The sequence below is a fragment of the Algibacter sp. genome, from assembly GCF_049667265.1.
Taxonomy (GTDB): Bacteria; Bacteroidota; Bacteroidia; order Flavobacteriales; family Flavobacteriaceae; genus Algibacter_B.
The window spans coordinates 1-14927 of record NZ_JBATHX010000056.1 but is presented as its reverse complement, the minus strand read 5'-3'; the positions used below and the strand labels follow the sequence as shown (position 1 = coordinate 14927).

Sequence of the window (14927 nt, the reverse complement as noted above, 5' to 3'; positions counted from 1 at the left end):
TAGAATTCTATATCTTCTTCAAAAATGATATAGATACTTGAAAACCCAAACATAGAAGAACTACGAATTGTTTTTACTCCTGGAATACCAAGTAAAGAAGTTGTTAAAGGATACGTAATTTGGTCTTCTATATCTTGTGGCGAACGACCATCCCACTTTGTGAATACAATTTGTTGATTTTCTCCAATATCTGGAATGGCATCTACCGCTACAGGGTTGCTAGGTAAAAATCCTGTGTCCCAATTAAAAGGTGCGTTAACAGTTCCCCATCCAACAAAAAGGACGAGTAGCAAAACTGCTACGAGTTTGTTTTCTATTAAAAATTTGATGCTTTTATTTAGCATTAGCTTTGATTATTAAACAGTTAGACATTGGCGTTTAGAAAACACCGAATACAGCAAATTATCCTTATGACATTATACAGTCATAGGATAACACAGTCTATTGTTTAAAAATCAAATTAAATAGGTCTCGTCAATCTTGTAGAGTTGCCTTATGACGAGTGGTGGTTCGTATGCTTCGTAAGAAGATACATTATTATCTAAACCTTCAAATAGGTTGATATATGTGTAAACAAATGATGCAATGAATACTTGTTGTTCGAACGATATTTTGTCAATTTGTAGTTGTAATTCATCTTGTCCTTCAACAGCAATTTTTTCATCAGTACAACAATTCTTTTTTGTGAATGAACAAGTATCAGTAGAAATCTTTTCCATTTCCATTCCGCAACCTTTTGCTTTTTGGAATATGGCCGTTTCAACCAAAGTATCCCCACAATAATGCTTTTCAATAGTAAATGATACTGTTGAAAACAAAACTAGTAACGCTAAGCTTACTGAAAACGTTTTATGTAAAATAACTTTTATCACAGTACAAAAATACAAAAATTTGAGGTACCACTTTTCCTCTTTATCAAATGATTAACATTCAATTTTTAAGTTTATGATAATAAAAAGCAGGTAATAGAAGAATTAAAATGATAGGCTGAATTAAAAACCTGCGGATATTAAAAAACAAATAATAGTCTTCTTGCCGAGGGTTAATTACAAAGTATAAATAAACTAACATTAAAACTACAAATGCCATACTGTATACAATACTTGAAAATTTAAGGATACTTTTATCCTTAAAAATTACATACAGAATGGCTAAAGAAATTATAGTATTTAACACAAATCTTAAAGTTGTAAAACCGACTAGTTTTGCTATTTCTCGCCTCGGGCTATCAATATATAAATAATCGTTTTGAAAGAAGTTTAAATATGGGTCATAAAACAAAACATCCTCATAAAACCGAATTAAAATCAACATCAGGAATAAAACAAAAAGCAGTATGTATGTAACAACTTTATTCATGATTCTTGTTTAATTTAGAGAAACGATTCACCCAAAAAATCCATAGCAAAAACACCATGCCGTAAATTATTCCAGGGAAAATTACGGTATGTAAAACATCTTCATATTCTGGGTAATGGTATAACCCCACGGTTAGCAAAACAATGCGTATTAAGTTTACAGCATAAATTAAAACACTTCCAGAAAGTACGTAGAAAAAAGTTGTTTTTAGTTTACCTGAAAAAGCTGCAATGAACGATAAGAACAGAATAATAACGCTTATTCCGTTACAACCTTCAATAATTCGGGCTAAAAATTCTCCATTTAAAATCACTTTCATGGATGGTTCATTTGGATGCGGAATAACCTGAGCATTATATCCAAGGGCATTTAAAACATTTTCCGTTTGAATGGACACAAGGTGCGTAAAATAATCAGGATAAAACTTGGAGCCATCTGAAAATTGCAAATAGAATTTATACACAAAAGAAAGCACGCCATACACCAATAAAAATGTTAGGATAAATTTTATAACCGACTTGTATTTTATAAAAAGTGATTTCAAAAAAAAAAAATTAAAACTGGATATCGAAATTACACCTTTTTAAATACTTTTACCAAAACTTTCTGATAAGATGACTTTTGAATCGTTAAAACCCCAAGTGGAATCAATTATTTTGAATGCTGAAAAAGCCGTTAATGAACGCCTTTTAGCTATTTGTACATTACTTGAAACCCACGTAAATTATTATAATTGGATTGGTTTTTACTTTAGAAATGGCCAAAAAGAAGAATTGTTATTAGGTCCATATGTTGGCGAACCTACAGACCACACGGTTATTCCTTTTGGAAAAGGTATTTGCGGCCAAGTAGCAGTTAGTAATAAAAATTTTGTAGTGCCAGATGTGGCCGCTCAAGACAATTATATTGCTTGCAGTATTACTGTCAAAGCTGAAATTGTAGTGCCTATTTTTGTAAATGGTAAAAATATTGGACAGATAGATATCGACTCAAACACCCCTGACCCTTTTACAGAAGCTGATGAACGCTTTTTGGAGTTTGTTTGTACAGCAGTATCAACGCTACTTTAATGAACTCTTTTTTTGGATTTTCATTTTCTTGTTAACAACTTCACGTTTTCGTTAAAAAATCGCACCCTTTTTTAAGAATCCTGAGCTTATTTTATTAGAGGAAATAAGTACTTTTGCGAATATTTATAAATATCAGCTTAAAACCCTGAAAAACAACCGCAAAATTTCATTTTCGAACACGTAACAAAACACTAATGAGCAACGAAAAAACTATTAAATCAGCATTAATTTCAGTATTCAGTAAGGACGGTTTAGAACCTATTGTAAAAGAACTAGACAAACAAGGTGTAACCATTTATTCTACTGGTGGAACAGAGAAATTTATAAACGATTTAGGGGTTAAAGTTGTGCCTGTTGAAGATGTAACTTCATACCCTTCTATTCTTGGTGGACGTGTAAAAACATTACATCCAAAAGTATTTGGTGGAATTTTAAACAGACAAAATCATGAAGGTGATGTTGCTGAATTAGCTGAATACGATATTCCACAATTAGATGTGGTGATTGTTGATTTATATCCTTTTGAAAAAACTGTTGCTTCTGGCGCTAGTAATCAAGATATTATTGAAAAAATTGATATTGGTGGTATTTCACTAATACGTGCTGCTGCCAAAAATTATGCTGATGTAATTTGTGTATCGTCAGTTGATGATTATGGCGAATTTTTAGAATTAATTTCTGAAAACAATGGTGTTATTTCAGAAGAAAACAGAAGACGTTTTGCTGGAAAAGCTTTTAATGTGTCTTCACATTACGATACGGCAATTTTCAATTACTTCAACAAAAACCATGATGAAGCAGTTTTAAAAATTAGCGAAACAAACGGGAAAGTATTGCGTTATGGCGAAAACCCTCACCAAAAAGGGTTTTTCTTTGGAGATTTTGATGAATTATTCACAAAGCTTCACGGTAAAGAGTTAAGCTATAATAACCTTTTAGATGTTGATGCTGCCGTTAATTTAATGTTAGAATTTAAAAACGACGCACCAACGTTTGCCATTTTAAAACACAACAATGCCTGTGGTTTAGCTCAGCGTGATACCTTACACAAAGCCTATGTTGATGCTTTAGCAGGCGACCCTGTTTCAGCTTTTGGTGGTGTTTTAATTAGTAATAAAGAAATTGATAAAGCTACTGCTGAAGAAATTCATAAATTATTCTGTGAGGTAGTTATTGCACCTTCTTTTTCGGCGGAAGCGTTAGAGATATTAAAAGGTAAGAAGAATAGAATATTATTAGTGATTCATGAAATTGAGATGCCTAAAACAAACGTGAGAAGCTGTTTAAACGGTGTTTTAGTGCAAGATAGAAACAATATTACTGATAAAGTTGAAGATTTAAAGAAGGTAACAACTACAGCGCCTACACAAGCACAAATAGATGATTTAATTTTTGCTTCAAAAATTTGCAAGCATACCAAATCGAACACTATTGTTATAGCAAAAAACAAACAATTATGCGCTAGCGGAACAGGACAAACCAGTCGTGTTGATGCCTTGGAGCAAGCCATTCATAAAGCCGGAACTTTTAAATTTGATTTAAATGGAGCGGTTATGGCAAGTGATGCTTTCTTTCCGTTTCCAGATTGTGTAGAAATAGCTAAGAATGCTGGTGTTGCTGCCGTAATTCAACCTGGAGGATCAATAAAAGATCAATTAAGCATTGATTATTGTAACGAAAATGGCGTTGCAATGGTTATGACTGGAACGCGTCATTTTAAACATTAAAAGTATTTTTAAAAGCTTTTAAGTCTAAAAACCGACAAAAAACGTATAAATCTAGGTTACATTAGCCTAATTATGAAATTGAATCTCTTAAAAGTCATATATTTATTAACTTTTATTACATTTACGGGATTTGATTTTAAACCACTTTAATTTACAATAGCACATGGGATTTTTTGATTTCTTAACTGAAGAAATTGCAATAGATTTAGGAACTGCAAATACACTTATAATTCACAATGATAAAGTTGTTGTTGATGCACCTTCGATAGTAGCTCGCGACAGGATTTCTGGTAAAATAATTGCAGTTGGCCAAGAAGCCAGTTTAATGCAAGGTAAAACCCATGAAAATATTAAAACCATTCGACCTCTCAAAGATGGCGTAATTGCAGATTTTGATGCTTCAGAGCAAATGATAAGTATGTTTATTAAAAACATCCCTGCTTTAAAAAAGAAATTTTTTACACCTGCACTTCGTATGGTTATTTGTATTCCATCAGGGATTACAGAAGTTGAAATGCGTGCGGTAAAGGAAAGTGCAGAACGTGTTAATGGTAAAGAAGTTTATTTAATTCACGAGCCTATGGCTGCAGCTATCGGTATTGGTGTTGACATTATGCAACCTAAAGGAAATATGGTGGTAGATATAGGTGGCGGTACTACTGAAATTGCTGTAATTGCATTAGGTGGAATTGTTTGTGACAAATCTGTTAAAATTGCTGGTGATGTTTTCACCAACGATATCGTATATTACATGCGTACGCAACACAACCTTTATGTAGGAGAACGTACTGCTGAAAAAATAAAAATTCAAATTGGTGCTGCTACTGAAGATTTAGAATTACCTCCTGAAGATATGAGTGTTCAAGGACGTGATTTGTTAACAGGAAAGCCAAAACAAGTATCTATTTCATACAGAGAAATTGCAAAAGCCTTAGATAAATCTATACTTCGTATTGAGGATGCTGTAATGGAAACTTTATCTCAAACACCTCCAGAATTAGCTGCCGATATTTACAATACAGGTATTTATTTAGCTGGTGGTGGATCCATGTTACGTGGTTTAGACAAACGCTTATCTCAAAAAACAGATTTACCTGTTTATATTGCCGAAGACCCTTTACGCGCAGTCGTTAGAGGAACTGGAATTACACTTAAAAATTTACCTAAATATAAAAGTGTACTGATAAAATAGAGCATTAAATAGGCCTATAACCATGCAACAAATTATTAACTTTTTAATAAGAAACAAAAACTTTTTGTTGTTCTTGTTGCTGTTTGGTTTTTCCCTTTTATTTACTATTCAAACTCATACCTATCATAAAAGTAAGTTTATAAATTCGGCTAATTTTTTAACTGGTGGTGTTTACAATTCTGTAAATAATATTAGTAGTTATTTCAACCTAAAGTCTCAAAATCAGCTACTTTCAGAAGAAAACAAAAATCTACGATCACTTTTAAGTAATTCTGAAATAGGAACCGATTCTATTTTTATAGATAGTGTAACTTTTAGAAATGCCTATCGATTTTTTAGTGCCAATGTTATAAAAAACAGTTATTCCTTAAACAATAATATTTTAACGGTTAATAAAGGCAGGAATGACAGTATTAAACAAGATTTTGGTGTTATTTCTTCAAAAGGAATTATAGGCATTATTGACAAAACAAGTAGTAACTACGCAACGGTAATATCAATTTTGAATGCTACAACAAGCATAAGTGCACAATTAAAAAAAACAAACCATTTAGGCTCGTTAAAATGGGATGGCAACGATTCTAAATTTACCCAACTTACCGATATTCCTAAAATAGCACCTGTTCAAATTGGTGATACCATTATTACCTCTGGCCAATCTTTTATTTTCCCAAAGGGTGTACCCATTGGAGTTATTGAAAATTTCAATCTTGATCAGGCAGAGAATTATTATGAAATCAACGTGAGGCTTTTTAATGACATGACCAGTATTGAGCACGTTTATATTATTGAAAATGTAAACAAAGATGAAATTACTAATCTATTAAGAGGCAATTAAATGAATAGTATTTTTTCTGTACATACCATCCGATTTATAGCCTTAGTGTTTGTTCAAGTTTTAATACTTAATCATATAAATTTATTAGGGTATATTAACCCATACTTATATATTCTTTTTATTGCATTATTTCCGGTTAAAAACAATCGTATTGTATTAATATTTTTAAGTTTTTTACTTGGTATAACTATCGATATGTTTTTAGACACAGGCGGTATCCACGCTGGTGCCTGCGTATTTATTGCTTACATTAGACCCGTGATTTTAAAATCGTCATTCGGAATGATTTACGAGCATCAAACCATTAGATTTAGTTCCGTTGAATTTGGATCAAAACTCACTTATTTTTCACTTCTTACGGTTATTCATCATTTTGTTTTATTTTCTTTAGAAATATTTAGCATTTCAAAAATACTTTTAATCCTTCAAAAAACGTTATTCTCAAGTATATTCACTATTTTATTAATTGTTATTGTTACCATAATTTTTAGTCGGAAATCTAAATGAGACAATTTTTACTCTTCATTTCTGTAATTGCTGTTGGCATATTATTTATTTCAAGGTTATTTTACCTTCAGGTTTATAATTCTAGCGGACATAATTTAGATGAAGACAATGCCATAAGAAAGGTATACGATTACCCTAAACGTGGCTTTGTTTATGATAGAAATGGTGAATTACTAGTAGCCAATCAACCCTCTTATGATGTGATGGTTATCCCTCGAGAAGTTGAACCATTGGACACATTGGAATTTTGCACCTTATTAAAAATTGATAAAGCTCAATTTATCAAAAAGTACGAAAGGACTAGACGCTACTCACCGCGACTACCATCTGTTTTTGTATCACACTTATCCAAAGAAGATTATGCTGTGTTACAGGAAAAAATGCGAAAGTTTCAAGGGTTTTATATTCAAAAACGGTCCTTAAGACATTACGAAACCACCATTGGGGCAAATGTTTTAGGTGACATTGGCGAAGTTAATAATGGTGACATAAGAAGAGACCCATATTATAAAATGGGCGATTTAAAAGGTAAACAAGGTGTAGAAGCGTCTTACGAAAAGACACTTAGAGGTATAAAAGGCAAAAAATTTATTCAAAAAGATAGATTTAATAAAAATATAGGTCCATATAAAGGAGGTAAGTTTGATACCATTCCGGAACAAGGTAAAGACATTACCATAACTATTGATGCGCAACTTCAAGCCTATGGTGAATTACTTATGGAAAATAAACGTGGCGGTGTGATAGCTATTGAACCAGCAACTGGCGAAATATTAGCAATGGTGGCGGGTCCAACTTACAACCCTAATATTCTGGTAGGTAGAGATCGTTCCAAAAACTTCACAAAGCTATACAATGATTCTATCGCAAAACCCCTTTTTAATAGAAGTTTACAAGGCGTTTATGAACCTGGTTCGCCGTTTAAATTAATGAATGCATTAATCGCACTTCAAGAGGATGTGCTGACACCAGAAGAAACCGTTACATGTTATGCAGGCTATAAATATGGTAATCGATTTATGAAATGCCATTGTAATAGAGGCACAAGAAACGATATGATTAGCGGTATTCAGCGCTCTTGCAATGCTTATTTCGCAACCACATATAGAAAAATATTAGACAAAAACGGGAGTGCTTCTGACGGGATTGATGCCTGGAGTAAACATGCTAAAAGTTTTGGATTAGGAAACTTTTTAGGTTACGATTTAAAAGTTGGGCAAAAAGGAAGAATTCCAGATAGAGAGTATTACAAACGTATTTATCCAAAAACATTTTATTCTACTTACACAATCTCAAATGCTATTGGGCAAGGAGAAGTTGCCACTACACCAATTCAATTAGCAAACATGGTGGCTGCTATAGCTAACAGAGGACATTATTTTACACCTCATATTATAAAAAATATTGAAGGTGAAACGTTGCCCGAGCAATTTACTAAACCAAAACACACAACCATTGATAAAGCGAATTTTGACCCTGTAATTGAAGGCATGTTTCAAGTTTATAAAAAAGGAACTGCAGCATCTTTACAAGTAAAAGACATTGATATTTGCGGAAAAACAGGTACCGTTGAAAACTTTGTTAAAATAGATAGTTTAAAAACGCAGTTAACTGACCATTCCATTTTTGTGGCTTTTGCACCAAAAGACAACCCTAAAATAGCCATAGCTGTTTTTGTTGAAAACGGCTATTGGGGAAGCAGATTTGCAGGTAGAATAGCGAGTTTAATGATTGAAAAACACATAAAAGGCCACACAACCAGAAAAGACTTGGAGGAATGGCTTTTAAAACATAGCTTAGAAAACGAGTACGCTAAACCGTATTCAGGAGAGCCTTTTAAAATTAATGGTTATACGACTTTACAAATTGTTGAAGACCAAGAATATTATAGTTTAAAAAAGAAATTAAATCGAATTAATAAAACTGATAATTGATGGTTAGAGATACCAACAGGCATTTTAAATTCGATTGGATTACCATTATTCTTTTCTTTCTTCTAGTAGGTTTTGGCTGGCTAAATATTCTATCAGCCTCCCATACTGGAACAGACATAAATTATTTCGACTTATCTCAACCTTTCGGTAAACAACTCATTTTTATTTTTTTAACCTTCGGTTTAATCATTCTTTTACTGGCTGTTGATGCCAAGTTTTACGAACGGTTTTCAAGTGTCATTTATATAGTTTCCATGCTCTCGTTAGTTGGGCTATTTATTTTTGGAAAAAATGTAAACGGTGCTACATCATGGTATGCCATTGGCGGCATGACTTTACAACCCAGCGAATTTGCAAAAACCGCCACAGCACTTGCTGTAGCCAAATATGTGAGCGATTTAAATACGAATATCAACACGCTCAAAGATCAAATTCGAACCTTTGTAATCATTATCATTCCAGCTATTTTGGTGCTACTTCAAAATGATACTGGTAGTACCATTGTTTATGGCGCCTTCTTTTTTGTTTTGTATCGTGAAGGGTTACCTAAATATTATTTGACTATAGGTATTTCTATGATTTTACTTTCAGTTCTATCGTTAAAATTCGGAGCTGGAATAACCGCTTTTATTGCTTTAATATTTGTGGCTAGTTTTCATTTTTTAAATAAAAAAAAGCTACGAATTTTTCAATCGGTTTTAATACTGATTATGGCCATTGCAGTTTCTTTTGGCGTAAAATTCTTTTATCAGAGTATTTTAAAACCGCATCAACAAGACCGAATTAGTCTTTGGTTACGTTTGGAAAAAGACCCGGATAAATTAGAGCAAATGAAACGTACTTTTGCATATAACCTCAATGAATCTGAAAAAGCGATTAGTTCTGGAGGTCTAACAGGAAGAGGATTTATGGAAGGTACTCGAACTACAGGAAAATTTGTACCAGAACAACACACCGATTATATTTTTAGTACCGTTGGTGAAGAATGGGGGTTTTTAGGAAGTGCTTTTGTGGTTGTGTTATTCGTATTGCTTTTATTGCGCATTTTGCACTTAGCAGAATTACAAAAATCGCAATTTAGTAGGGTTTATGGCTATGGCGTAGCAGCTATTATATTCATTCACTTTTTTATTAATATAGGTATGGTAATGGGTCTAATTCCTACCATTGGTATTCCGTTACCCATGTTTAGTTACGGTGGTTCTGGTCTTTGGGCTTTCACTATTCTTATTTTTATTTTTGTGAAGTTAGACTCAAACAAAATAAACGAATGGTAGCGATAATCGGCTTTTAATTATCTCACTCGGATGAAAAATAATTTATTCTTAATTTTTGTTCTGATTTTTATTATTGGGTGTTCTAGCTCAAAAAATGTTATAAAACAGTCTTTTTCTTCTGAAGAAGTCATCTTAATTATGAATGCAGACAGTTTAAAACCTATGCGCGTTTATAAGATTAATAACCTGAAGGATTCTCTTTTACTTAGAACTAATAGCGGCTACATCAATCCAAATCCTAAAGATCCGGTTTTACAGAATTTTGTGAAGCGGTTATATGCTACGGTAACAGACAGCCTTTCTATGGGCGTTGGCATTGCAGCACCACAAGTTGGCATTTTAAAAAATATTATTTGGGTACAACGATTTGATAAAGACAACTTACCGTTTGAAGTGTATTTTAATCCGAAAATAAATACTTATTCAGAAGAAAAACAAACCCTAAAGGAAGGTTGTTTATCAATTCCTGATAGAATGGAAACTTTAAGTAGCCGATCGTTTTCAATTACTATCGAATATGACACTATGAATGCTGAACACAAAACAGAAACGATAACGGGATTTACATCGGTTGTTTTTCAGCACGAAATAGATCATTTAAATGGCATTTTGTATTTAGACCATTTACAGAAAGATTTAAAAGAAACCAATCCATAATTAATTATAATTAACTCAATAGAAAATTGTTTAACGCATTAAAAAAATAATGATAATCTCTATATTTGTTAAATCATAAGATATTAATTCCAATTCTAAACTTAAGCTAAACATACTCATAATGAAAAATTACATTTTAATCTTAGTTATTGCATTATCAATAGCACCCTTTTGTAACGCACAGAAAATTGAAACCGAAAAAGTATTTGGAGGTTATAAATATACCCATAATGATAAACTGATATCCATTGGAGATTTAGCATCTATTATGGAATCAAACACAGATGCTTTCGAGTTAATAAAAAAAGGAAGAACTAACCGTAGTTTTTCTGCCGTTTTAGGGTTTGTAGGTGGCGGTTTAGTAGGCTGGACACTAGGAAATTCATTGGGTGGTGGCGAGGCTAATTGGACTATGGCTGGCATTGGAGCTGGACTTATAGCAATTGCAATACCTATTTCATCAAGTTCTAATAAAAAGATTAATCAAGCGGTCGAGCTTTATAACGCATCCTTTAATGCAACATCAAGCAACACTTTTAAGCCAGAATTCAAAATTATAGCCAATGATAGTGGTTTTGGCTTATCAATGAATTTTTGAAAATTATTACTTTTTCAAATCTAGTTTCTCGGCAAAATAATCGCAGAAATCTTTCATTGTAGCACTCATTTTATCATCCTGAGTTGCTCTTTGAAAAGTATCGCTCATGGCCACTAAGGTTTGATGAAAAAACACTTTCATTTCATCTACAGGCATATCTTTTGTCCATAAATCTATTCTCAACGTCTCTTGTGTTTTAGCATCCCATACAGCAAGCATCATAGCTTTGGCTTCTTCATTGGTTATACCGCCATCTTGTGCAGTCCAACGTAATTTTTCCGGAACGCGGTTCTCATCTAATTCAACATTAAGTTCTATTTTAGAAGTCCTATTATCTGCCATTATTTACGTGGTTTAAACTTTGAATTATTAAAAATATCTTCAGTACTTTTCATTAACATTTCCTTTAAAGGAATATCATTTTGAGCCATATAGGCTCTTACAATTTGCCAACCAATATATTGGCCTAATCGCCCTGGAGAATCAGCATCTATTTCCTCAAGATAAAACTTAGAAAATGGTGCAGGATTTATGAATCGTCGAGGTAATTTTGTATCGGTACTAAATAGTAATTCTCTACTTACGAAAAAGCGCCATATATAACTTTCATTAGCTATAGCCCAATTCAATTGTGATTCGGTATAGCCAATGCGCTCTGCCTCAGTTTTAAAAGGCAACATTTTATCTTTAAAGTAAAGTAGTTTTCCATAATAAATCATTTCATCCAACAAGGTTTTTCGTGCGGGATGATAGGTGTTTTTTATGGCATACTCATTCGCTAAATCAACCACAATTTGATCTTTATTAAAATTAGCTTTTATATAATTGGCAATGTTTCCGTAAAATTCATGTTCAGCTCCTAAATAAGAATCTAAAGCTATTAATGCAATGGTATCGGTTACAATGACCTTGTTTCTATAATCAACATCGTTGGTAGTTGTAATAATTCGCGGCGGATTAAACTCGGGGAAATAATATTTTAAATGATTGAATAGAGATTCAATTTCAGTTTCAGTACTTTCAAAATCTGAAAACTCTTTATCTACTTCATTAAACAATTGAATTTGTAAAGTATCTGCCTTTTTAGCCAACCAAAATGAATCTGGAAATTTTTCAGAAAACATAAAAGGATAAGCTGTTTTTAAATCTGGCAACCCGTCTGAAGAAACTTTTGCAAAAAGCTTGTCAAAACGTTCAACTTTTAAATCCGTATTTATTTTAGTTATTTCTGTTTCTAGTGCGTTTTCGTTTTTACAGGAAACAACAACCATTGCAACATATAAAAAAATTAAAATGTATTTCATTGAAAACTTAAACGACATAAATTTTTATAAATTGAACGTAAGGTTTATTTTTGTTTGCAAAGGTACTATTATTACATATAAATTCATTTAAAATGCAGACAGAAAAAGTTGTAAATCATATTGTAAATTGGCTAAAAGATTATGCTACAAAAGCTGGAGTTAAAGGTTTTGTAGTTGGGGTTTCAGGAGGTATTGATTCTGCCGTAACCTCAACCCTTTGTGCTAAAACAGGGCTTAGCATTTTGTGCGTAGAAATGCCCATTCATCAAGCAGAGAGTCATGTAAGTAGAGCTCATGAACATATAGCACAACTTAAAAAGCGATTTGATAATGTTGATGAAACGCGTGCTGATTTAACACCTGTTTTTGAGGAATTTAAAACTGAAATATTTATGGATGGCGACCAGGCCACCATTGATATGGCCTTAGCTAATACTAGAGCCAGATTACGAATGACGACCCTTTACTACTATGCTGGACTTTACGGATTATTAGTAGCAGGAACAGGAAATAAAGTGGAAGACTTTGGCGTTGGCTTTTACACAAAATATGGTGATGGCGGCGTAGATTTAAGCCCAATTGCAGATTTGATGAAGTCTGAAGTTTATAAAATTGGTGAGTACTTAAAAGTTCCTAAATCTATTATGAAAGCATCACCAAGTGATGGCTTATTTGGAGATGCCAGAAGTGATGAGGACCAAATTGGTGCGTCGTACCCAGAATTAGAATGGGCAATGAAAATGGATGATGAAGGCAAAAAGCCTGAAAATTTTACGGGAAGAGAGCAAGAGGTGTTTAAAATCTACAAACGTTATAACAACAATAACAAACACAAGATGATTCCTATTCCAATTTGCGAAATTCCTAGCAATTTACTTTAACTATTGCAGATTGTATAAAAAAGCCTTACTTTTACCACAAGCTTATTCTCTCAACCTAACTATTTCTCAAAATAGTTTTTAAAAAAGCTTATATTATGATAAAATTATTAGTAGCAGACAACCACCCTATTACGAGAAAGGGACTTGAAGTTCTTTTTTCAGCATCACCCAACATTAAAGTTGTTGGAAGTGTTAACGATGGCGAAGCCATCTTAGATTTTGTAAAGAAAAATCCTGTCGATGTCATTTTAACCGAAGCCGATTTTCCAAAATTAAATGGATTAACGGTATTACGTTATTTAAAAAATGATTTCCCAGACATTAAAACCATTATTCTTAGTGCACAACCAGAAGAAGTTTATGCCATTAACGCTATTAAAGCTGGCGCTGCAGGTTTCATAAACAAATCTGAGAATGTTATTACTATTAGTGAGGCCGTTACCAAAGTTTATGATGGTGGCATTCATTTAAGTAATGATTTAACTCAGCAACTTGCTTTTGGCACTAGAGTGAATAAAGGCGGTAATTTTTACAAAAAGCTTTCTACAAGAGAGTCAGAAGTATTAAAACTTCTTACCATTGGTAGAAAAAACAAAGAAATTTCTAAAGAGCTAGATATTAACGAAAAAACCGTTAGTACATACAAAGCTAGACTTATGAGAAAACTAAAAGTTACTAATTTAGTAGATTTAGTAAATCAGGCTAAACTTAGTCAACAAGTATAGGAATTTATAGTACTCTGTTTAGTTTTCTAGACAATAACATTTTTAGACCCGAATAGTCTTTTACTTCTTCAAGTATATTTCTATTCGAGTCTATTTTGTTTTGTAGTGTTTCCTGTTGGAATTCTTTCACCTTTTGGTCAATTAAAAAACAACGCAAGCTTAAAATAGTTTCGCTTACTAATTGTGCTATGGAATGTAATTTTTCTTTGGGAAAAATATTCATTCTATTCCAATCGTCTAACGCATAGCGTTCATCTTCCATCAAAATAGTTGTAATTTCATTAGCCATATCTTGGTCAACTGAATTTACAAAAGTTTTTAATTCAAATTTTTGATCTTGATTTAAACGATCAATAATCGTGTAATACAACGTTTTAAAATGTTCGTTTGTAAACTGCATTTCATCATCTTGTAGGTCCAAAAACACTTTTTCGAATACTTTGGCTTCATGAATTACAGGTTCTAAAACCAGATCGCCCTTCTCATTTTCCTTTAAAACTAAATCCTCAAAATTCTCAGTTTTATTTCCGTAAAGCAATAAGATTTCAATTATTTTACGTTCCAAAACATATTGAACATTCACTTTTTCAACAGGTTGCTGATGCCTAATTACTTCAAAAGCCTTTTGTTCTGTTCTATAATTTTTGTTTTCTTCTTGAGATTCCTTTTTATTGATTTGAGCCAAAGTACTAAATAGTACTTCCTCACTTATATCCATAATTCTAGCACATTCCTGAATATAAATTTCTTTTTTAATACGATCGGGAATTTTAGAAATACTATTTACAATGTCCCTAACGGTTTCAGCTTTTTTAATTGGATCATTTTTTGAATCCTCAAACAAAATGGATGCGTTAA

General features: G+C 32.6%; 17 protein-coding genes and 1 pseudogene. 11 read left to right on the top strand and 7 right to left on the bottom strand.

Annotated features, from left to right (window positions below; genetic code table 11):
* From WBN21_RS02105 to xrtF, 4 genes are all read right to left on the bottom strand, one after another.
* A partial coding sequence (locus tag WBN21_RS02105; protein ID WP_424197652.1) for an efflux RND transporter permease subunit occupies positions 1 to 344 on the bottom strand: 344 nt, incomplete at its 3' end.
* Between the two features lie 111 nt (positions 345 to 455).
* A complete protein-coding gene (locus tag WBN21_RS02100) occupies positions 456 to 872 on the bottom strand; it encodes an HYC_CC_PP family protein (protein ID WP_424197651.1) in 417 nt (138 codons plus the stop codon).
* Positions 873 to 930: 58 nt separating this feature from the next.
* Positions 931 to 1359 carry an exosortase F system-associated membrane protein gene (locus WBN21_RS02095; protein WP_424197650.1) on the bottom strand — a complete coding sequence of 143 codons (429 nt, stop codon included), beginning with the start codon at positions 1357 to 1359 and terminating at the stop codon, positions 931 to 933.
* Positions 1352 to 1903 (bottom strand): exosortase family protein XrtF, encoded by a 552-nt coding sequence (gene xrtF / locus WBN21_RS02090; protein WP_424197649.1) that lies wholly within the window; start codon positions 1901 to 1903, stop codon positions 1352 to 1354. The genes WBN21_RS02095 and xrtF overlap by 8 nt, the downstream gene beginning before the upstream one ends.
* Before the next feature lie 70 nt (positions 1904 to 1973).
* Between xrtF and WBN21_RS02085 the strand changes: the two genes are divergently transcribed.
* The 9 genes from WBN21_RS02085 to WBN21_RS02045 all read left to right on the top strand — a co-directional run bounded on the left by WBN21_RS02085 (position 1974) and on the right by WBN21_RS02045 (position 11159).
* Entirely contained in the window at positions 1974 to 2429 is a 456-nt protein-coding gene (locus tag WBN21_RS02085) for a GAF domain-containing protein (protein WP_424197648.1), read from the top strand.
* Between the two features lie 194 nt (positions 2430 to 2623).
* Positions 2624 to 4156, top strand: a complete 1533-nt coding sequence (purH, locus tag WBN21_RS02080) for a bifunctional phosphoribosylaminoimidazolecarboxamide formyltransferase/IMP cyclohydrolase (RefSeq protein WP_424197647.1) — start codon at positions 2624 to 2626, stop codon at positions 4154 to 4156.
* Between the two features lie 163 nt (positions 4157 to 4319).
* On the top strand, positions 4320 to 5348 hold the full coding sequence (locus tag WBN21_RS02075) for a rod shape-determining protein (RefSeq protein WP_019388210.1): 1029 nt from the start codon (positions 4320 to 4322) through the stop codon (positions 5346 to 5348).
* A gap of 22 nt (positions 5349 to 5370) precedes the next feature.
* Entirely contained in the window at positions 5371 to 6186 is an 816-nt protein-coding gene (gene mreC, locus WBN21_RS02070) for a rod shape-determining protein MreC (RefSeq protein ID WP_424197646.1), read from the top strand.
* Positions 6187 to 6693, top strand: coding sequence for a rod shape-determining protein MreD (locus WBN21_RS02065; protein WP_424197645.1), 507 nt, complete (start codon positions 6187 to 6189; stop codon positions 6691 to 6693). It begins immediately after the preceding gene.
* A complete protein-coding gene (gene mrdA / locus WBN21_RS02060; protein WP_424197644.1) occupies positions 6690 to 8627 on the top strand; it encodes a penicillin-binding protein 2 in 1938 nt (645 codons plus the stop codon). The genes WBN21_RS02065 and mrdA overlap by 4 nt, the downstream gene beginning before the upstream one ends.
* Positions 8627 to 9904 (top strand): rod shape-determining protein RodA, encoded by a 1278-nt coding sequence (gene rodA / locus WBN21_RS02055; RefSeq protein ID WP_424197643.1) that lies wholly within the window; start codon positions 8627 to 8629, stop codon positions 9902 to 9904. Before mrdA ends, rodA begins: the two co-directional genes overlap by 1 nt.
* 30 nt (positions 9905 to 9934) lie before the next feature.
* Positions 9935 to 10561: a peptide deformylase gene (gene def, locus WBN21_RS02050; protein WP_424197642.1), complete on the top strand. Its 627-nt coding sequence runs from the start codon at positions 9935 to 9937 to the stop codon at positions 10559 to 10561.
* Between the two features lie 121 nt (positions 10562 to 10682).
* Positions 10683 to 11159, top strand: a complete 477-nt coding sequence (locus WBN21_RS02045) for a hypothetical protein (RefSeq protein ID WP_424197641.1) — start codon at positions 10683 to 10685, stop codon at positions 11157 to 11159.
* A gap of 6 nt (positions 11160 to 11165) precedes the next feature.
* On the opposite strand, the gene gldC is transcribed toward WBN21_RS02045, so the two are convergent.
* Together gldC and gldB are read right to left on the bottom strand one after the other, a co-directional pair.
* Positions 11166 to 11501: a gliding motility protein GldC gene (gene gldC / locus WBN21_RS02040; protein WP_424197640.1), complete on the bottom strand. Its 336-nt coding sequence runs from the start codon at positions 11499 to 11501 to the stop codon at positions 11166 to 11168.
* Positions 11501 to 12463 (bottom strand): gliding motility lipoprotein GldB, encoded by a 963-nt coding sequence (gene gldB / locus WBN21_RS02035; RefSeq protein WP_424197639.1) that lies wholly within the window; start codon positions 12461 to 12463, stop codon positions 11501 to 11503. The genes gldC and gldB overlap by 1 nt, the downstream gene beginning before the upstream one ends.
* Before the next feature lie 92 nt (positions 12464 to 12555).
* On the opposite strand from gldB, the gene nadE reads away from it, so the two are divergent.
* Positions 12556 to 13344, top strand: coding sequence for an NAD(+) synthase (nadE, locus tag WBN21_RS02030; protein WP_424197638.1), 789 nt, complete (start codon positions 12556 to 12558; stop codon positions 13342 to 13344).
* Between the two features lie 95 nt (positions 13345 to 13439).
* Positions 13440 to 14069, top strand: coding sequence for a response regulator (locus WBN21_RS02025; RefSeq protein ID WP_424197637.1), 630 nt, complete (start codon positions 13440 to 13442; stop codon positions 14067 to 14069).
* Positions 14070 to 14073: 4 nt separating this feature from the next.
* Here WBN21_RS02025 and WBN21_RS02020 read toward each other — a convergent pair.
* Positions 14074 to 14927, bottom strand: a pseudogene (locus tag WBN21_RS02020) (DNA primase); the annotation flags it as partial.